Origin of the sequence: Kribbella pratensis, from assembly GCF_004365355.1 — a bacterium.
Classification (GTDB): Bacteria; Actinomycetota; Actinomycetes; order Propionibacteriales; family Kribbellaceae; genus Kribbella.
In genome coordinates this window covers 1,600,882-1,620,162 of sequence record NZ_SODP01000001.1, presented here as the reverse complement: position 1 = coordinate 1,620,162, position 19,281 = coordinate 1,600,882, and the positions used below count along the sequence as shown (strand labels likewise).

General features: G+C 68.2%; 19 protein-coding genes. 13 read left to right on the top strand and 6 right to left on the bottom strand.

Annotation, left to right across the window (positions count from 1 at the left end):
* Nucleotides 1-83 precede the first annotated feature (83 nt).
* Nucleotides 84-1,283: an MFS transporter gene (locus EV653_RS07585; RefSeq protein WP_134099302.1), complete on the bottom strand. Its 1,200-nt coding sequence runs from the start codon at nt 1,281-1,283 to the stop codon at nt 84-86.
* The gene (locus EV653_RS07580) at nt 1,280-1,846 is read right to left on the bottom strand and encodes an ArsR/SmtB family transcription factor (protein ID WP_134099299.1); all 567 of its coding nucleotides are present in this window, start codon (nt 1,844-1,846) and stop codon (nt 1,280-1,282) included. The genes EV653_RS07585 and EV653_RS07580 overlap by 4 nt, the downstream gene beginning before the upstream one ends.
* Nucleotides 1,847-2,258: 412 nt before the next feature.
* Between EV653_RS07580 and EV653_RS07575 the strand changes: the two genes are divergently transcribed.
* From EV653_RS07575 to EV653_RS07555, 5 genes are all read left to right on the top strand, one after another.
* Nucleotides 2,259-3,950: a nitrite/sulfite reductase gene (locus EV653_RS07575; protein WP_134099296.1), complete on the top strand. Its 1,692-nt coding sequence runs from the start codon at nt 2,259-2,261 to the stop codon at nt 3,948-3,950.
* 219 nt (nt 3,951-4,169) lie between these two features.
* On the top strand, nt 4,170-4,868 hold the full coding sequence (locus EV653_RS07570) for a phosphoadenylyl-sulfate reductase (RefSeq protein WP_134099293.1): 699 nt from the start codon (nt 4,170-4,172) through the stop codon (nt 4,866-4,868).
* Nucleotides 4,865-5,764: a sulfate adenylyltransferase subunit CysD gene (gene cysD, locus EV653_RS07565; RefSeq protein ID WP_202871500.1), complete on the top strand. Its 900-nt coding sequence runs from the start codon at nt 4,865-4,867 to the stop codon at nt 5,762-5,764. Before EV653_RS07570 ends, cysD begins: the two co-directional genes overlap by 4 nt.
* Nucleotides 5,764-7,050 carry a sulfate adenylyltransferase subunit 1 gene (locus EV653_RS07560; RefSeq protein WP_134099288.1) on the top strand — a complete coding sequence of 429 codons (1,287 nt, stop codon included), beginning with the start codon at nt 5,764-5,766 and terminating at the stop codon, nt 7,048-7,050. Before cysD ends, EV653_RS07560 begins: the two co-directional genes overlap by 1 nt.
* Nucleotides 7,047-7,841 carry a sirohydrochlorin chelatase gene (locus tag EV653_RS07555; RefSeq protein ID WP_134099285.1) on the top strand — a complete coding sequence of 265 codons (795 nt, stop codon included), beginning with the start codon at nt 7,047-7,049 and terminating at the stop codon, nt 7,839-7,841. The genes EV653_RS07560 and EV653_RS07555 overlap by 4 nt, the downstream gene beginning before the upstream one ends.
* Here the strand turns inward: EV653_RS07555 and solA are convergent.
* Nucleotides 7,838-8,938 carry an N-methyl-L-tryptophan oxidase gene (solA, locus tag EV653_RS07550; protein ID WP_134099282.1) on the bottom strand — a complete coding sequence of 367 codons (1,101 nt, stop codon included), beginning with the start codon at nt 8,936-8,938 and terminating at the stop codon, nt 7,838-7,840. The two genes, EV653_RS07555 and solA, sit on opposite strands and share 4 nt — an antisense overlap.
* Nucleotides 8,939-8,989: 51 nt before the next feature.
* On the opposite strand from solA, the gene EV653_RS07545 reads away from it, so the two are divergent.
* Together EV653_RS07545 and EV653_RS07540 are read left to right on the top strand one after the other, a co-directional pair.
* A complete protein-coding gene (locus EV653_RS07545) occupies nt 8,990-9,217 on the top strand; it encodes a ribbon-helix-helix protein, CopG family (RefSeq protein WP_134099279.1) in 228 nt (75 codons plus the stop codon).
* Nucleotides 9,217-10,308, top strand: coding sequence for a Clp protease N-terminal domain-containing protein (locus tag EV653_RS07540; protein ID WP_134099276.1), 1,092 nt, complete (start codon nt 9,217-9,219; stop codon nt 10,306-10,308). Before EV653_RS07545 ends, EV653_RS07540 begins: the two co-directional genes overlap by 1 nt.
* Before the next feature lie 36 nt (nt 10,309-10,344).
* On the opposite strand, the gene EV653_RS07535 is transcribed toward EV653_RS07540, so the two are convergent.
* The 3 genes from EV653_RS07535 to zapE are packed head-to-tail and all read right to left on the bottom strand — an operon-like array spanning nt 10,345 to nt 12,921.
* Nucleotides 10,345-11,214: a polyphosphate kinase 2 family protein gene (locus tag EV653_RS07535; RefSeq protein WP_134099273.1), complete on the bottom strand. Its 870-nt coding sequence runs from the start codon at nt 11,212-11,214 to the stop codon at nt 10,345-10,347.
* 14 nt (nt 11,215-11,228) lie between these two features.
* On the bottom strand, nt 11,229-11,885 hold the full coding sequence (locus EV653_RS07530; RefSeq protein WP_134099271.1) for a hypothetical protein: 657 nt from the start codon (nt 11,883-11,885) through the stop codon (nt 11,229-11,231).
* 25 nt (nt 11,886-11,910) lie between these two features.
* Nucleotides 11,911-12,921 (bottom strand): cell division protein ZapE, encoded by a 1,011-nt coding sequence (gene zapE / locus EV653_RS07525; RefSeq protein WP_134099269.1) that lies wholly within the window; start codon nt 12,919-12,921, stop codon nt 11,911-11,913.
* 165 nt (nt 12,922-13,086) lie between these two features.
* Here zapE and EV653_RS07520 point away from each other — a divergent pair, with 165 nt between their 5' ends.
* The 6 genes from EV653_RS07520 to EV653_RS07495 are packed head-to-tail and all read left to right on the top strand — an operon-like array spanning nt 13,087 to nt 19,260.
* Nucleotides 13,087-14,400, top strand: coding sequence for an ABC transporter substrate-binding protein (locus tag EV653_RS07520; RefSeq protein WP_134099267.1), 1,314 nt, complete (start codon nt 13,087-13,089; stop codon nt 14,398-14,400).
* A gap of 4 nt (nt 14,401-14,404) precedes the next feature.
* Nucleotides 14,405-15,367, top strand: coding sequence for a carbohydrate ABC transporter permease (locus tag EV653_RS07515; protein WP_134099265.1), 963 nt, complete (start codon nt 14,405-14,407; stop codon nt 15,365-15,367).
* Complete coding sequence (locus tag EV653_RS07510; RefSeq protein ID WP_134099263.1) at nt 15,364-16,188, top strand: carbohydrate ABC transporter permease; 825 nt, start codon at nt 15,364-15,366, stop codon at nt 16,186-16,188. The genes EV653_RS07515 and EV653_RS07510 overlap by 4 nt, the downstream gene beginning before the upstream one ends.
* A gap of 26 nt (nt 16,189-16,214) precedes the next feature.
* A complete protein-coding gene (locus EV653_RS07505) occupies nt 16,215-16,991 on the top strand; it encodes a VOC family protein (protein WP_134099261.1) in 777 nt (258 codons plus the stop codon).
* Nucleotides 16,988-17,929 (top strand): aldo/keto reductase, encoded by a 942-nt coding sequence (locus tag EV653_RS07500; RefSeq protein WP_134099259.1) that lies wholly within the window; start codon nt 16,988-16,990, stop codon nt 17,927-17,929. Before EV653_RS07505 ends, EV653_RS07500 begins: the two co-directional genes overlap by 4 nt.
* The gene (locus tag EV653_RS07495) at nt 17,926-19,260 is read left to right on the top strand and encodes a GH1 family beta-glucosidase (protein WP_134099257.1); all 1,335 of its coding nucleotides are present in this window, start codon (nt 17,926-17,928) and stop codon (nt 19,258-19,260) included. Before EV653_RS07500 ends, EV653_RS07495 begins: the two co-directional genes overlap by 4 nt.
* Nucleotides 19,261-19,281 lie beyond the last annotated feature (21 nt).

The window sequence follows — 19,281 nt, the reverse complement described above, 5'->3', positions numbered from 1 at the left end:
GATTGTCTCCCTCCGACCAATCGTTAGGAAAGTTTCCTATTGTTGATCGGACGGTAGCGCACGGCGACGCCGGAGTACAGGTTTCAGGTGCGCAAGCGCGACGCCGACCACACCATCAGCGCCGCGAAGCCCGCACCGAGCAACGCACAGGCGGCCGGGACGCTGGTCAGCGAGATCAGCGCGCCGAAGCCGGTCATCGCGAGCGGCATGAGGGCTTCGTCGGAGAGGCTGACGATGCTCGAGGTCCGGCCGAGGAAGGGCGGATCGATCGTCTGCTGGAACGCGCCGGACAGCAGAGCCGACGCGAGACCGGCCGTGGCGCCGATCATGCCCATCGCGACGAACACCGCCAACCGCGGAACCGAGCCGATCATCACGCAGCCGACCGCCTGGACGATCAGCAGGAGCAGCCCGGCCCGTGCGGGTCGGCGCGGCTTCCAGCGCATCGCCACGATCGCTCCGGCCGCGGCGCAGACGCCCGAGCACGCCTGGAACCAGCCGAGCGCAGCCGGACCCCATCCGTCGAGGTGGACCCGCTGCACCAGGCCGACGGACAGCACCGGACCGACGCACAGGTTCAGCCCGAAGAACGCGATCACCAGCGTGCGCGCCGCCTCTTCCCGCCGCAGGTAACCGAACCCGGCCGACAGGTCCCGACGGATCGAGTGCCCACTAGGCGGCGGCTGCGGGAACCGGGGCCGGACCACGAACGCCAGGACCAGTGCGATGACTCCGAACGACGCCGCGTCCACGACCATCACCGTCAGCAGCCCGCCGTGCGCGACCAACAGACCGCCCAACGGCGCGCCGACGAACACCGCCAGCCGGTTCGCCAACTGCCGTCCGGCCGCCAGCGGGACCAGGTCGTCCGACTGCACCATCCGACGCGGAAGCGTTCCCGCCGCCGGGTTGTAGAGCGCGTCGACGGCCCCGAAGACGACCGCGACGGTCAGCAGCAACGGGAGCGTGACCTGGCCGGCCGCGACAACGAACGCGGCGACGACCAGGACGGCGATGCGCCCGAGGTTCGCGACGATCATCGTGCGCCGGCCGTCGAGGCGATCCGCGAGCGCGCCGCCGAACAGCAGGAAGAGCGCTCGTGGCAGCGCACCGATCCCCATCACCAGACCCGCCGCGGCAGGTGAGGCGACCTGCGCCGCGCTCCAGGCGAGGCCGACGTACCACGCGACGTCTCCGGCCTCCGAGACAGCGCCGGACAGGATCCAGGCCTGCACCCGCCGGTCGCGGCGTAACGGCGGCAGGACGGCGGTCGATGCGCTCATGGCCTGGCCGGCACGCCGTGCGCGAAGACGTAGATCGGCGTCGCGGACGGCTCGGCCGACGGATTCTCGTAGTACTCCTGGATCAGTTCGCCGATGCGCTCGCCGAGCTCGGCCAGTCGCTCCGGGGTCAGCCGCAGCCAGCTGTCGGTTGCGAAGGCCGCTCGGTCCCACTCCTCGCCGTACTCCGGGCGCTGCTCGAACCACTGTCGAACCTTGTCGAGGTGATGTGTGACGTTCCTCTCCTCGGACACGGTTGCGATGAGCTCGCCGGCAGGCTCTCCGCCCGCGTCGGCGACCGACCAGCTGTACGACTGGTGGGCGCTGCGCCACCAGCGCTCCCGTCGGTTCTTCGCCAGCTCGGGCGCTTCCTCGATCACCTCGGCCGCCGCCAGCACCTTCAGGTGATGACTGATGTTGCCGACCAGCTCGCCGGTGCGCGCGGCCAGTTGGGAGGCGGTGGCGGGACCTTCGACGCCGAGCAGGTCGATCAGTCGGCGGCGCAGCGGGTGATGGATGGCGGCGATCATCGACGAGGTCGCCGAGCGCCGGTTCGCGGGTGCCATGCGCCGTACCGTAGCTTCCACAAGACTTCTTGCACAAGAGTTCTTGTGCAAGACGTTCCGCGCCCGAAGCAATCTCCAGCAGGCTGGTAGACATAGCCATATCGTGAGATCGGGTCTCAGGATGCAGGATTGACAGTTGCAAAGTCGGGCGCTGGCGCTGACGCTTGTGGACATGCTCGCTGCCCGATCCACCCACCTCGTAGGTCGCATTCATGTCGACCTCGGGCGGATGCGCAGCGCCATCTGTTGTCCTTCGATGTTCTGACAGCGACCCATGCCCGGGCCAACGACGGCCCCTGATCCCTCCCGATCACCGCTGGGTGCGCACCGCGCGGAACGCATCGAACCGACGACGCTTCGATCCCGCCGCACCTCGGTGAGCACCTGTCACTAGGACAAGGACACGTCCCCGATGACTGCTGGCGTCACCTCTCCGGCTGCCCGCAAACCCGCCCGCCCGCGCAAGGGCAAGGGCGAAGGCCAGTGGGCCCTCGGCTACCGCGAGCCGCTGAACAAGAACGAGGAGAACAAGAAGAACGACGACGGCCTGAACGTCCGGGCCCGGATCGAGAACGTCTACGCGCACCGCGGCTTCGACTCGATCGACCCCGCCGACCTGCGCGGCCGCTTCCGCTGGTGGGGGCTGTACACCCAGCGCAAGCCCGGGATCGACGGCGGCAAGACCGCGACGCTGGAGCCCGAAGAGCTGGACGACCGCTACTTCATGATGCGGGTCCGCATCGAGGGCGGCCAGCTGACCGCCGAGCAGCTGCGCGTGATCGCCGAGATCTCCACGACGTACGCGCGCGACACCGCCGACATCACCGACCGGCAGAACATCCAGCTGCACTGGATCCGGATCGAGGACGTGCCGGCGATCTGGGAGCGGCTCGAGGCTGTCGGGCTCTACACCACCGAGGCCTGCGGCGACGTACCCCGTGTCGTGATCGCCAGCCCGGTCGCCGGGATCGCGGCGGACGAGATCATCGACCCGACGCCGGCCATCGACGAGATCGTCTCGAAGTACATCGGGTCGGACGAGTTCTCGAACCTGCCGCGGAAGTTCAAGACCGCGCTGACCGGTCACCCGTCGCACGACGTCGTACCGGAGGTGAACGACATCGCGTTCGTCGGTGTCGTGCACCCCGAGCACGGCCCGGGCTTCGACCTGTGGGTCGGCGGCGGCCTGTCGACGAACCCGATGCTTGCGCAGCGACTCGGCACGTGGATCCCGCTGGATGAGGTCGCCGAGGCGTGGTGGGGCGTGACGAGCATCTTCCGCGACTACGGTTACCGCCGGCTGCGGACCCGGGCCCGGCTGAAGTTCCTGCTGGCGGACTGGGGTGTGGAGAAGTTTCGTGAGGTGCTCGAGGAGAAGTACCTGAAGCGGAAGCTGATCGACGGCCCGGCGCCCGAGGTTCCCGCCGTACAGGGTGACCACGTCGGAGTGCACAAGCAGAAGGACGGCAAGTACTTCGTCGGCGTCGCGCCGGTCGTCGGCCGGGTCTCCGGAGCGAAACTCGCGCAGGTGGCCGACGTGGTCGCGAAGCACGGGTCGAACCGGATCCGGACCACCGCGCAGCAGAAGCTGCTCGTGCTCGACGTCGAGGAGTCGCAGGTCGACTCACTGATCGCCGAACTGAACGCGCTCGGGTTCCAGGCGAACCCGTCGGCCTGGCGGCGGAACACGATGGCCTGCACCGGCATCGAGTTCTGCAAGCTGGCGATCGTCGAGACCAAGGCCAAGGCGGCCCAGCTGATCGACGAGCTCGAGGAGCGGATCCCGGAGCTCGACGTACCGATCACCGTGAACGTGAACGGCTGCCCGAACTCGTGTGCCCGGATCCAGGTCGCGGACATCGGCCTGAAGGGCCAGCTGGTGATGGATGCCGACGGCAAGCAGGTGCCGGGGTACCAGGTGCACCTCGGCGGTGGTCTCGGGCTGGACGCCGGCTTCGGCCGCAAGCTCCGTGGCCACAAGGTCACCGCCGACGGCCTCACGGACTACGTGGAGCGTGTCACCCAGAACTACCTCAAGGAGCGCAACGAGGGCGAGCGGTTTGCCCAGTGGGTCACCCGTGCGGATGAGGAGGCACTTACGTGAACGAGCGAAGCGAGTTCACCAATAAGCACAGCAGCGCATCGCTCATCGCCCCCGCAGCGAAGCGAGGACGGCGATGAGCGAGCGTGCGGCACCTCTGTACTGCCCGTACTGCGGGGATGAGGACATCAGGCCCTCCGAAGAAGGCCATGGCGCGTGGGAGTGCCGGCCGTGTGCACGGGTGTTCCAGCTGAAGATGATCGGACTGCGGGTGACGGTGGAATGAGTCCTCAAACAAGCGCTGATCTGAAGACGCTCGCCGAGGAGGCGAACGAACGGCTCGCCGACGCGTCGGCGGTCGAGGTGCTCGCGTGGGCGCGGGAGACCTTCGGTGACGAGCTCGTCGTGACCGCCTCGATGGCTGACGGAGCACTCCCCCATCTCGCGGCGCAGGCCGCGCCGGGGGTCGACGTCCTGTTCCTCGACACCGGCTACCACTTCGCCGAGACGATCGGGACCCGGGACGCGGTGGCGGCGACGCTGCCGATCCACCTGATCAACGCCACCCCGAAGCAGACGGTCGCGGAGCAGGACGCGGAGTACGGCGAGAAGCTGCACGATCGCGACCCGAACAAGTGCTGCGCGCTGCGCAAGGTCGAGCCGCTGAACCGGTACCTGTCCGGCTACAAGGCCTGGGTCACCGGCATCCGCCGCGAGGAGGCGCCGACCCGCGCCAACACCCCGGTCGTCGAGTACGACGCCAAGCGCGACATGGTCAAGCTCAACCCGATCGCACCGTGGACGCAGGACGACCTGGACAGCTACATCCAGGACAACGGCGTACTCGTCAACCTGCTGCAGTACGACGGCTACCCGTCGATCGGCTGCGAGCCGTGCACGCAGCGCGTCGCGCCCGGCGAGGACCCGCGCAGCGGCCGCTGGGCCGGCACCGGCAAGGTCGAATGCGGGCTCCACACATGACCGCCACGGTGACCGAGCTCGACGCTCTCGAGAGTGAGTCGATCTTCGTGTTCCGCGAGGTGGCGGCGGAGTTCGAGCGGCCGGTGATCCTGTTCTCCGGCGGCAAGGACTCGATCGTGATGCTGCACCTGGCCCGGAAGGCGTTCTCACCGGCCGGGGTGCCGTTCACGTTGCTGCACGTCGACACCGGGCACAACTTCCCGGAGGTGCTCGCCTACCGCGACGCCACCGTCGAGCGGCTCGGCCTGCGGCTCGAGGTCGCCAGCGTCGAGGAGTACATCGCCGACGGCCGGCTGCGCGAGCGCACCGACGGGACCCGGAACCAGCTCCAGACGATTCCGTTGCTCGACGCAATCAACAGGCACCGGTTCGACGCGGTCTTCGGCGGCGGCCGGCGGGACGAGGAGCGGGCTCGGGCCAAGGAGCGGATCTACAGTCTGCGCGACGAGTTCGGCCAGTGGGACCCGCGGAACCAGCGCCCGGAGCTGTGGTCGCTGTACAACGGCAAGCACCGGCCGGGCGAGCACGTCCGGGTGTTCCCGCTGTCGAACTGGACCGAGCTCGACATCTGGAACTACATCGAGCGCGAGCAGATCCCGCTGCCGAGCATCTACTACGCCCACGAGCGCGACGTCTTCGAGCGCGACGGCATGCTGCTTGCCGTCGGCCCCTACTCGAAGCCGCGCGACGGCGAGACCGTTGCCAAGCGCACCGTTCGGTACCGGACCGTCGGCGACATGTCCTGCACCGGAGCCGTGGCCTCCACCGCCGGGAGCGCGGCCGAGGTCGTCGTCGAGGTCGCGGCCAGCGAGATCACCGAGCGCGGCGCCACCCGCGCCGACGACCGGGCCAGCGAGGCCGCGATGGAAGACCGCAAGCGAGAGGGGTACTTCTGATGAGCACCCTGTTGCGTCTGGCAACAGCCGGATCGGTGGACGACGGCAAGTCCACGCTGGTCGGGCGGCTGCTGCACGACTGCAAGGCGATCCTGGCCGACCAGATCGCGCACGTGAAGACGGTCTCCGAGGCACGCGGCGGCGACTTCGACTTCGCGCTGCTCACCGACGGCCTGCGGGCCGAGCGCGAGCAGGGCATCACGATCGACGTCGCCTACCGGTACTTCGCGACCGACAAGCGCTCGTTCATCCTCGCCGACTGCCCGGGGCACGTGCAATACACGCGGAACACCGTGACCGGCGCGTCGACCGCGGACGTGGTCATCATCCTCGTGGACGCGCGGCACGGCGTACTCGAGCAGACCCGGAGGCATCTGGCCGTGGCCGGCCTGCTCCGGGTGCCGCACGTCGTCCTCGCGGTGAACAAGATCGACCTGGTCGGGTACGACGAGGCGGTGTTCACCAAGATCGCCAAGGACGTGAACGAGGTTGCCGACCAGCTCGGCATCGCGGACATCCAGGCGATCCCGGTCTCGGCGCTCGTCGGTGACAACGTGGTCGACAAGTCCGGAGCGACGGACTGGTACGACGGCCCGACGCTGCTCGAGTACCTGGAGAACGCCGACGGGCGGATCGACAACTCCCAGCAGCCGCTGCGGTTCCCGGTGCAGTACGTGATCCGGCCGCAGACCGACGACGAGTACCGCGATTACCGCGGCTACACCGGAACCGTTGCCTCCGGCACCGTTTCGGTCGGCGACCAGGTGATCGTGCTGCCCGCCGGCCGGCGTACGTCGGTCGCCGGTATCGACCGCGCTGTCGTCACGGCGACCAGCACCGCCGTCGTCGAGCGGCCGTCCGCGGTGGCCGGCGAGGCCGTCACGGTCCGGCTGGCCGACGACCTCGACGTGGCCCGCGGCTCGGTCATCGTGGCTGCCGAGGCCTCCCCCGGCACCCGCCGGGAACTGGCCGCCACCGTCAGCTGGTTGTCCGACCGGCCGCTGACGGTCGGAGCCCGGGTGCTGATCAAGCACACCACCACCACCGCGCAGGCGATCGTCACCAAGATCACCGGCGCGCTGGACCTCGACACGCTCGGAGTCATCGACGCCACCGAGCTCGCACTGAACGACATCGGCAAGGTGCAACTGAAGATCGCCGCACCGCTGGCCGCCGACCCGTACTCCCGCAACACCATCACCGGATCGTTCCTGCTGATCGACGCCCACGACGGGTGGACGCTCGCGGCCGGCATGATCGACGACGAAGAAGGGGAACTGCTGTGACTGCTCCAGCGCTCGTGATCCTCGCCCACGGTAGCCGCGACCCGCGCTCGGCCGCCACCGTCCACTCGCTCGTGAAGTGCCTGCGCGAGACGCGTGACGACCTGCGGATCGAAGCCTCCTTCCTCGACCACTGCCCGCCCACGCCGTACCAGGTGATCGGCAAGCTCGCCGCCGAGGGCGTGGAGGAGATCGTCGTCCTCCCGCTGCTGCTGTCGTCGGCGTACCACGCGAAGATCGACGTACCAGCCGTCGTCGACGAGGCGCGTTCGCGGTTCCCGAGTCTGCGGATCATCGCCTCCGACGTCCTCGGGTACGACGACACCCTGCTCGACGTCCTCGACCGCCGGATGCGGGCCGAGCTCAAGGACGGGCGTGTCCGCGAGCTGGACGCGCTGGTGCTGGCGTGCGCCGGTTCGAGCGACTCGCACGCGAACGCGAGCGTCACGCGACTCGCGCGCCTGTGGGGTCAGCGGCACAAGCTGCCGGTGACGGCCGCGTTCGTCTGCGCCGCGTCGCCGTCGCCCGCCGAGGCCGTGCTCAAGTGGCGTCTCGAGGGCCGCCGGCACGTCGCGGTCGGGTCGCTGTTCCTCGCTCCCGGCGTACTCCCGGACCGCGCCGAGTCCACGGCTCGCCGGGCCGGCGCGGTCGCCGTGTCGGCCCCGCTCGGCGTGAGTGCCGAGGTGGCCCGCCTGGTCCTGCTCCGGTACGGCGTTGCGGGTCTCGACCTGCTCACGCTCGAGCCGGCTCCCCGCCCGGTGATCGCCCGCCCGGAGCTTGTCCGCGCCGGTTAGAAGCGCTGTGGGTCGACGAAGGAGGCGTCCGTGTAGGGCGCCTCCTTCGTCGTTGCCTGGGCCAACAATTCACCGATTCCCGCGCAGTGCTTGAAGCCGTGGCCGCTGTCGCCGCCGGCGATCAGCAGCCGGTCGTCGTACCGCCCGGCCAGGAACTGGCCGTCGGGCGAGTCGGTGACCATGCACGGGATCGCCTTGACCGGCGCCGGGTCGAGCCCCGGGAACGCCCGGCCGACCGCGGCCGCGAGCTCGGCGATGTCGTCGAGCGGGTGGATGTACCGGTCCAGGTCGTCGGCGTCGAACCCGCCCACGTGCCGGCCACCGTCCAGCCCGATCTTGACCCCGAAGCCTTCGTCGGACCCGTGTCCCCACAGCCCGCGTCCGTCCGCGAATTCCCAGATGAACGACGGGAAGTTGGCCAACTGGAACGCCTCCGAGTCCGGATCCATCGCCTGGAACCAGAACATCGGCGTCCGTCGTGGCGTCAACGGCAACCCCGGCACGAGGTTGCGCAGCCACGCACCGCCACACACCACGACCTGGTCCGCCTCGATGTCGATGGTCGGCGTCCGCACGGTCGTGCCTTCGATCGAGGTCACCATCGTGTGCGGGTAGACCGTCGCTCCCAGCCGCTCGGCCTCGGCCACCTGCGCCTTCACCGTCCGCTCGGCGTAGCAGATCCCCGCCTCCGGATCCCACACCGCAACGTCCCCCGGCTCCAGGTTGTACTGCGGGTACTTCGCCCGCACCTCCTCATGGGTCAGATCGGTCGTCGCCGCCCCAGCCGCCTGGGCCCCCTTCACCGGCCGGCTCGTCGGCCCACCCACATTGAGCGACCCCGTCTGCCGCACATAGGTCTCGCCGGTCCGCTCCCCCAGCTCGGTCCACAACGCCAGCGACTTCCGCGCGATCTCGGACAGCCCCGGATGCTCCATACACGCAACCCGGAACAACCGCGTCGTCCCGTGCGACGAGCCGAACGGATGCCCGATCGCCTGCCGCTCGATCCCGACCACATTCACCCCGCGCGCCGCCAGCCGCCACAACGCCGCCGACCCGAACGCACCCAGCCCCACCACCACGACATCAGTTCGCATGGCTCCAACCTTTTCACAGCCGACGGACGATAGCGTGATATCTTGATATCTATGGCGAAGGACACGACCAAGAACATCCTGCTGCGACTCGACCCCGACCTGGCCGAGCGGCTGCAGACTGTGGCCTCTGTCGAGGGACGGTCGGTGTCCGATGTCGCGCGGGAGGCGATCGCGGCCCTGGTCGATCAGCGCCGGCAGGACACCCGGTTCAGTCGCCTGCTCGAAGAGAACCTCAGCCGGCACGAGGAGTCCCTGCGCCGGCTCCGGAGCGACGACTGATGCGTTACCTCGGTCCGTACGACGTGCTCGCGGTCGCGGCCCGGGTGCTGCGCTGCAGCTCGGCAGACGCCGTACTGCGGACCGACCTGAACGCGGTCGAGCGAGTGCTCGACAGCGTCCGGCTGACCAGCGGGTTGGCGGAATCGGCAGGCGTGATGCTCGCCGGACTGGTCCGGGCGCGGCCCTTTGACGCGGCCAATCGGGTGGTCGCCGTCGCGGTGGTGCTGCAGTTCGTCTCGCTGAACCGGGCGGAGTTGCAGCTGGAGCCGGTCGCCGACGTCGACGAGTTGCTCGATCGGATCGCGACCGGTGAGGCGAGCTATCGCGAGGCCGGGGCCTTCATCCGGAGCCGGCTCGAACACCAGCCGGTGAAGCCTGAGGACCTGCAAGACGACCTGCGGCTCGAGCTGCTGCTCAGCGAGGAGACGCTGACGTTCGATGTCGAGCAGGAATGGTGGAGGGGAGTTCGGATGTACGAGCAGTTCAGCGACCCGGCCAAGCGGGTCATCGTTCTCGCGCAGGAAGAGGCTCGCGGTTTCGACCACGCGTACGTCGGCACCGAGCACCTGCTGCTCGGGCTGATCACCGAGGGCCAGAGCATCGCCGCGCGGGTGCTGAACTCCGCCGGGATCACCGTGCCGGCAGTGAAGGAGCTGGTGGTGGAGATCATCGGCCGCGGCAACGGCGGCGCGAGTCAGACGTCGATCCCGTTCACCCCGCGCGCGAAGAGCACGTTCGAGCATGCGTGGGGCGAGTCGAAAGCGCGCGGCGCGGAGCAGGTCCGGCCGGAGCACCTACTGCTCGGCGTACTGAATGATCGCGACGGGGTCGGCGGCCAGATCATCACGAAGCTTGCCGCCGACCTCGATCAGGTCCGCCGCAAGCTCGAGGAGCGGATGAACTGGCGCGAGCGCTCCGAGTCGCTCGTCAGCGGCATGCTTGCCGAAGGCACGTCATGGACGACGTACGGACGACGCCACCACCTGATCCACGAGCTCAACGCGCTGCTCGACGAGAACGAGCGCCTGCACGAGCAGGTCGCCAAGCTCCGCGACCTTCTCCGCCGCCACGACATCGACCCGGACAGCTGACGGACTGTTGACGGACAGTTGACGGACAGCTGATGGTCAGGTTGCGGCCAGGCGCTTCTTCTCCGCCTCGATGTCGAAGTCCGCGACCGGCCACTGCGGGTTCAGCTCCCGCAGCGTCTCCAGGAGGATCGTGGTGACGGCCCAGTTGCGGTACCACTTCCGGTCGCTCGGGATGACGTACCAGGGCGCTTCGGGCGTGTTACAGCGCTCGATCGCCGCGTGGTAGGCGTCCATGTAGTCGGGCCAGAGCTTGCGCTCGTCGACGTCGCCGGGGTTGTACTTCCAGTGCTTGGTGGGGTCGTCGAGCCGTGCCTCGAGCCGCTCGCGCTGTTCCTCCCGCGAGATGTGCAGATAGCACTTGAGGATCGTCGTACCGTTCGCGGCGAGCTCGGCCTCGAAGTCGTTGATCTGGTCGTAGCGCCGCTCCCAGACGTTCGGCGGGACCAGGTTGCGCACCCGGGCGATCAGGACGTCCTCGTAGTGTGACCGGTCGAAGATCCCGATGATCCCCTCGCCGGGCAGCGCCTGTTTGATCCGCCACAGGAACCCGCGCCGCTTCTCGGCCGGCGTCGGCGCCTTGAACGACGTGATCTTCAGGCCCTGCGGATCCATCAGCCCCGCGCCGTGCCGGATCACCCCACCCTTGCCGGACGTGTCCATGCCCTGCAGCACCAGCAGCACGCTGCGATTGCCGCCCTTGTGCCCTTCGGCGAACAGCCGCTCCTGCCACTCCGACGCCTCGGCGCCGAGCCCCTCCAGCGCCACCTTGCCGTCGTCCTTGGAGCCGTCGAAGCCCGGCGTCGCACGGGTGTCGTACGTCGTCAGATCGACCGGCCCGGCCGGCGCCCGCAACTGTTCCCGCAGTCCCGCAGCAGCAGCCTTGTCGTCCTTCTTCTGCTTCGCCATCTCCACATCCTGCCTCATCCGCCCCGGACTTCAGCGGTTCTGCGCCGACGACGCCACAACACGATCTCGATCACGAGGACGGCCAGGCCACAGGCAAGTACTGCGACCGCGCCCCACACGAACCCGCCGAGCACGGCCAGGCAGTCTCCCTCTTCGGGGCACTCGGTCCTCGTGTAGTAGTCCGCTCCGGCCGCGATCGCTACCAGTGCCACGACGATCGTGCCGCACAAGTAGCCCGCCGTACGGACCAGCCACCTGCCCGGTCCGGCCTGGGCGGCAGTACCTGGTTCCGTCGCCGTTTCGCTCGCCGGCGCCGGTTGCACGCCGTTCGCGATCAGTACGAAGGCGACCAGGCCGATCGCGAGCTCCAGCAGGGCGAGCTCACCTTCACTCCGGGTGTAAATGAATCGGAATCCGTCGTTCGAGATGCTCCCCCAGACCAAGAGGCCGGTCAGGACGGCCAGGGCGATGCCCAGCCACAGCCGCGCCTTCGGGTCCGGCCAGGCGGCCACGACCGACACGAGCGCCGCGACGCACGCCAGCCCCCCGAGCAGCAAGATCCATCGCTCGGAGCCGAACCCCGACGTGTCGTCGAACTGGACGAAGCCACCGGCGAACAACAGCCCGAGCGCGACCACGAGCAGCAGAAGCGAGATCGTCCGACGACTCATCCCCTCAGGGAAGCACGCCGGAGGCTCAGGCAGCGCGAGCCAGCGCGATGAGTCGCGAGAGCGCCCGGAGGTACTTCTTGCGGTAGCCGCCTTTGAGCATCTCCGGGGAGAAGAGTTGGTCGAGGGGTACGCCGCCGGCCAGCAGCGGGAGGTCGCGGTCGTACATCCGGTCCGCGAGCACGACCAGACGGAGGGCGACGTTCTCGTCGGTCAGCGGGCGTAGGTCGGTGATCGCGACCGTCTCGATGCCGTCGAGGAGGGCGCCGTACTTGCTCGGGTGCAGCTCGGCGAGATGGCGATGAAGATCGACGAAATGGTCGCAGGAGGCATTGGGCCGGTCTCCGGCTTCCTGCTCGACCTTCTCGTCCGGCCAGGGGTCGGGCGCGACGGGGAGGCCGCGGTGGCGATAGTCCGGGCCGTCGATCCGGCGTACGTCGAAGTGGGCGGCCAGGGCCTGGATCTCGCGGAGGAAGTCGACTGCCTGGAACCGGCCCTCGCCGAGTTTGTCGGGGAGCGTGTTGGACGTGGCGGCGAACTCGACGCCGGCCTCGACCAGCTGACCGATCAGGCGGGAGATCAGCATCGTGTCGCCGGGGTCGTCGAGCTCGAACTCGTCGATGCAGATCAGCCGGTACGACGACAGTTTGTCGACCGCTGTGCGTAGGCCGAGGGCGCCGACGAGGTTGGTGAGCTCCACGAAGGTGCAGTACATCTTCGGGCCGGCGGACTCGTGCCAGAGCGAGGCCAGGAGGTGGGTCTTGCCGACGCCGAAACCGCCGTCCAGGTAGATACCTTGCTTGCCCGGGACGGCAGCCTTGCGGCGGAGTCTTGCCCAGACCGAGGGGGTTTGCCGGGGCAAGGACAGTTTGGCGGCGCGGTCCGTCAGCGCGGCCAGGGCCTCGGCCTGCGAGGGTTCGTCCGGGTCGGGGCGGTAGGTGGCGAAGCGCACGTCGGAGAACCTCGGCGGAGGGACGCACTCCGACAACAGCCGGTCCGAGCTCACCTCCGGCCACTGCTCGCTCAACCGGATCACCATGACCCAACCCTATGTGCGCCCCCACCCACCCGACTTTGAGCACCCACCAACCATCTGCGGGCCGCCGAAACGGTTGACCCGTGCACAAAGTCGAGGTGGCTGCGATCTTGACCGCTTTCTTACTTTCAGTTAGGAAGTTGGTAGGCGAACGACGAGGAGTCTCCGATGGGCGAACAGCACGTGCGGCGGCGGACAGTTCTCAAAGGGGCGGTGGGTGCGCTCGGCCTCGGGTCCGCGCTCGGATCCACACTGGCCGCCTGCGGTGGCAGTGACAGCGGCGGCGGCACCACCAGCGGCGGGAAGGCCGTGGTCCGGATGTGGTCGTGGTACAACGACCAGGAGGACCAGTTCCCGAAGCTGATCAGCGCGTTCGAGGCCGCGCACAGCAATATCAAGATCGAGAACCGGATCTTCGGCACCCCGGACCAATACCTGCCGGCCCTGCAGGCCGCGGTCGCCGGCGGGGACGTACCGGAGATCTTCGCGCCGCACACGCGCGCGCTGACCTACGGCACCGGCGGGATCTCGGCGGACCTCAAGCAGGAGCTCGGTGACGACTTCCTGAAGGACTTCTTCGACTCGGCCAACCAGGAGTACACCCTGGACGGCAAGCAGTATGCGGTCGGCTGGATGGCGCAGACGTTCGGCCTTTTCTACAACCCGGACCTGCTCAAGAAGGCCGGCGTCGAACAGGACGGCATCGAGACCTGGGACGACCTGATCGCGGCGTCACAGAAGATCAAGGCGATCGGCAAGTTCCCGGTGGCGCTGAGCTGCAACCCGACGACGAGCTCGCTCGACTTCTTCCTGCCGCTGATCACGCAGGTCGCCGACGACCCGACGTTCTACCTGAAGCTCGACCAGCTCAAGGACGGCGCGACGTACGAGGATCCGAAGGTGATCCAGGCGATCGAGCTGCAGCAGAAGATCGTCAAGGGCGGCGTCTTCCAGCCCGGTACGACGGGCACGAGCGGCGACCAGGCGCCGCAGATCTTCTACACCGGCAAGTCCGCGATGCTCTTCAACGGCAGCTGGACCCCGCAGGGCCTGACCAAGGACGCGACGCCCGCGTTCAACAAGCTCTACAAGGTGATGAAGACCCCGGCGATCGCGCCGGGCAAGCGGCACTGGACCGCGAACCAGGCCGGCGCCGGCTGGGCGGTCGCGGCGAACAGCAAGAACAAGGACGCCGCGCTGGAGTTCCTGAAGTTCATGTACTCCGCGGAGCAGTACTCCCCCACGATGAACGACTCGAACTCGATGCCGGCCACCAAGAGCGCAGCTGCCCGGATCGAGCTGCCGATCATGAAGCAGATGACGTCCTGGCTGCTCGACGGCGACGGGTGCCCGCACATCCCGTTCGGTCCCGGTTCGGTCGCGGCCGGCGATCCGCTCGCGAAGATCTTCGACGGCACCGGCGAGCCGGCCGCGGTCGCGAAGGCGATGCAGCAGGCGGTCCAGAACGCCAAGGGCGGCTGATCGGATGGCGACAACGCTCTCCCGGCACGACGTCGTACGACGATCCGCCGGGCGAACGTCGTACCGGTTCGGGTCGCCGTTGCGACGGTCGCAACGGATCGCCGGCTACGTGTTCATCGGGCCGACGTTCGCGTTGTTCCTGGCGTTCGTGCTCTGGCCGATCCTCTACACGGCCTACCTGAGCCTGACCTCGTGGGGCGGGTTCGGGTCGCCGCGGTTCGTGCACTTCGACAACTACAGCCGGATGCTGCACGACCCGGTGGCGCGTCGGGCGCTGATCGTCACGCTGGTGCTGACCGGCGTGACGACGGCGATCCTGACGTTCCTCGGCCTCGTCACCGCGGTGCTGGTGAACGTGATCTGGTCGAAGGTCGGCGTCGTCGTCCGGACCATCCTATTCATCCCGGGCATCGTGTCGTTCGTGGTGTCGGCGGTGCTGTGGAAGCTGATCTACGACCCGAACATCGGCACGCTCAACCGGTTGCTCGGGGCAATCGGTCTGGACAGCCTGCAGCATCCGTGGCTGGCCGACCACAAGACGGTGCTGCCGGCAATCGTCGTGGTGACGGTCTGGGGCGGGCTCGGATTCAACATGCTCATCTACTTCGCGGGCCTGCAGAGCATCGACCCGAACCTGTACGAGGCCGCCGCGATGGACGGCGCGAACACCGTGCAGCAATTCCGCCACATCACGGTGCCGAGTCTGCGGATCGTGACCGGTCTGATCGTCAGCCTCGGTCTGCTCAACGGGTTCAAGGCGTTCGACGTGATCTTCGTGATGACGGGCGGCGGGCCCAACCACGGCAGCGAAGTACTCGGCACGTACCTGTATTCGCTGGCGTTCGGGTCGACGTCCGGCTCGATCCCGCAGCTCGGGTACGCGAGCGCGTTCAGCGTGGTGACGATGGTGCTCTGCACGCTCGCGGTCATCGCCCAGCTCTGGCTGACGCGGAGGGCGGACCGATGAGGACCAAGTGGATCGGGAAGTCGTTCGCCACGTTCGTCCTGCTGCCGTTCTGCTTGTTGATGGCGTTCCCGTTCGTGTGGATGCTGCTGACGTCGCTGCGCGAGCAGAACACGATCTTCAACGGGCCGATCATCCCGCGGAAGTTCACCGGCGTCGCCTACAAGAATGCGTGGACGTCGATCGATTTCCCGCTGCATTTCTGGAACAGCGTCTGGATCACGTCGGTCACCGTGATCGGGGTGCTCATCTTCGCGACGCTCAGCGGCTACGCGTTCGCGAAGCTGGACTTTCCGTTCCGGAACACGCTCTTCGTCCTGCTGCTGACCACACTGATGATGCCGTCGACGGCGCTGATCATCCCGCTGTACCTCGAGCTCAAATCGCTCGGTCTGCTGGACAGCCAGGCCGGCCTGCTGGTGCTGTACATCTCCGGGTCGGCGCCGTTCGCGATGTTCCTGATGCGGGCGTTCTTCCAGACGCTGCCGGACGAACTGATCGAGGCGGCCCGGGTGGACGGCGGCAGCGAGCTGACCATCTTCCGGCGGGTGATCCTGCCGTTGACCCGCCCCGGCATCGCGACCGTGGTGATCTTCCAGTTCCTCTCCACCTGGAACGAGTTCCTGATCGCGAACACGGTACTGCGGAACACCGACGCCCTCCCGCTGCAGCCGGTGCTGTTCACCCTGATGGGCCAGTACTCCACGAACTGGCCGGCCCTCACCGCCGGCCTCACGCTGTCCGTCGTACCGGTCGTGATCGTCTACGTCCGGATGCAGCGGCAGTTCGTCGCCGGGATGATGCTCGGCGCGGTCAAGAACTGACTCACTCATCTGCCGAAAGAGGTCGTATGCCGATCAAGAACGTCGTGGTCAACTGCACCGATGTCGCCCGCTCGGTCGAGTTCTATACCAGGTTCCTCGAGCTGTCCGTTGCCGGCGAGGTGACGTCGGAGCGGGCGGTGCTGGACGCGGTCACCGCGACGGTCGAGTTACGGGCCGTGGGCAACGGCCGGGAGCAGAGCACCTGGTCGCCGGACGATCTGCAGAAGGGTTTCCGGCACATCGGTTTCAAGGTCGACCGGATCGACGAGCGGGCGGCCGTACTCAAGGACGCCGGGGTCGAGTTCAAGCTCGACCCGCTCGATGCTGAGGGCAACGTCCGGATCTGCTTCTTCTACGACCCGGACGGCACGCTGCTGGAGATGATCCAGGGCGACCTGCAGTACGCCGAGATCCTCGACGCGGACGGCGTCGCGCGCGAGCGGGCGCTCGGCGTACCGGCGCGGCCTCGGTTCGACCACGTCGCGGTGACGATCGAGGACCGGGAGGCCACCAGCGCGTACTACGACCGGAACTACGGCTTCTCGTTCATCGGCACGATCGAGCAACCCCACGACAAGCGCGGCTTCCACATCGGCTACCTGAAGGGCGGGGACACGGTCCTGGAGGTGTTCACGTACGAGGTGGACAAGAGCGCCCGCGCTCCGCAGCTCGACGTCGCCGGGTTCGCGTACGCCGAACTTGTCGGCGATCCGCCGGACCTGCCGGCCGAGACCGCCCCGGACGGAACCAAGGTCTACGTCGACAGCGACGGGTTCGCTTTCGCCGTAGGCTCCGAGGCATGACAGAGAACTGGCTGCGTCCTCTCGGTTCCACCGGCCTGACCGTGTCCGCCGTCTGCGCCGGCGGAAGCGGGCTCGGAAGCATGCCTGCGGTGTTCGGGTACGACGTGACGCGGCAGGAAGCGATCGACCTGGTACTGCGCGTGTTCGCCGGCCCGTTGACCTGGATCGACACCTCGAACGGGTACAGCGACGGCGAAAGCGAACTGCGCATCGGCCTGGCGATCAAGGAACACGGCGGTCTACCGGACGGGTTCCTGGTCGCGACCAAGGTCGACGCGCGGGACGGGGACTACTCGGGTGCGCGGGTGCGGGCGAGCGTCGCCGAGAGCAAGGAGCGGCTCGGACTGGACGAGCTGCCGCTGGTGTATCTGCATGACCCCGAGTTCCACGATTTCGACTCGATGCGGGACGCGGTCGACACGTTGATGCAACTACGGGCGGACGGCGAGATCGGGCACGTCGGGCTGGCGGGCGGGGACACTCGCGAGCTCTCCCGTTATCTGGATCTCGGCGGCTTCGAGGTGCTGCTCGTGCACAACCGGTGGAGCCTGGTGGATCACTCGGCTCTCGGTGTCTTCGAGCGGGCCCGCGCCGAGGGCATCGCCGTGGTGAACGCGGCGGTCTACGGCGGCGGGATCCTCGCGAATCCGGCAGGCGCGACGAAGTACGCCTATCGGGAGGCTGCACCGGCTGTCCTGGACGCGGTGGCTCAGATGGAGAAGGCGTGCCAGGAGTACGGCGCCGACCTCGCGACGGCGGCGCTGCGGCACTCGGTGGACGACCCGGGGATCGCCGGCACGGTCGTCGGGATCACCAAGCCGGCCCGGGTCGACGCGCTCGAGGCGGCGCTGGCCGTGGACCTCCCGAGTGAGTTGCTTAACCGGTTAGGTAGCCTACTTCCGGACAGGCAGTACTGGGTTGAGAAGGAGACGACGTGACGAGCGGATTCACGTGGGGCGCGGCGACCGCGTCGTACCAGGTCGAGGGCGCGGTCTCCACCGACGGGCGCGGCCCGAGCATCTGGGACACGTTCGCGCGCACCCCGGGCAAGATCGCGGACGGCACCAACGGTGACGTCGCCGACGACCACTACCACCGGTTCCGCGAGGACATCCGGATGCTGGCGGATCTCGGGCTGAACGCTTACCGGTTCTCGATCGCGTGGCCGCGGATCGTGCCCGGCGGATCGGGTGCCGCCAACGCGGCGGGGCTGGACTTCTACCGGCGGTTGGCCGAGGCGTGCCTGGAGAACGGCGTCACGCCGTACGCAACGCTCTATCACTGGGATCTGCCGCAGCCCCTGGAGGACGCCGGCGGCTGGCTCAACCGCGACACGGCCGAGCGGTTCCGCGACTATGCCGTCCTGGCGCATGACGGGCTGTCCGATGTCGTCAAGCACTGGATGACGCTGAACGAGCCGTGGTGCTCCGCGTTCCTCGGGTACGGGAACGGTGAGCACGCCCCGGGCCGGACCGAGGGCGCCGACGCCTTGAAGGCCGTGCACCACCTGCTGCTCGGGCACGGGCTGACGCTCAACGCGATCCGCTCCGAGGGTTCGTCGTACGGGATCGCGCTGAACCCGGCGCCGATCCACGCCGCGACCGACTCCCCCGCCGACCGCGACGCCGCGCGCCGGGTCGACGGCCTGCGGAACCGTCTCTTCCTGGAACCGTTGCTGTCGGGGCGCTACCCGTCGGACGTGCTGGAGGACACCGGGATGACTTCCTGGTTCGCCGAGCAGGAAGCGGATCTTCCGCTGATCGCGGCGCCACTGGACTTCATGGGTGTCAATTACTACTGCCCGACCACGGTCGCGGCACCGGACGGACCGATCTCGTCGCCAGTCGCGTCGACGCAGCCGGGCAGCGAGAATGTCGTTGCCGTGGACACCGGTCTCCCCCGCACGCAGATGGGCTGGCCGATCCAGGCGTCCGGGCTGCGCGACATCCTGGTCACGATCAACAAGCTCGCACCCGAGCTGCCGCTGTACGTGACGGAGAACGGCGCGGCGTACCCGGACTCGGTGACCGCCGACGGCGCCATCGAGGACGACGACCGGCTGGACTACATCAAGCAGCACATCGCCGTGTGCGAGGACCTGGTCGCCGAGGGCTTCCCGCTCAAGGGGTACTTCGTCTGGTCGCTCCTGGACAACTACGAGTGGTCTTGGGGCTACAGCCGGCGCTTCGGCATCGTGTACGTCGATTACGCGACCCAGGCCCGCACGGTGAAGAAGAGCGGGCACTGGCTCAAGGACCACCTCAGCTAGCCCGCCCCCGCCCAGTCCCCC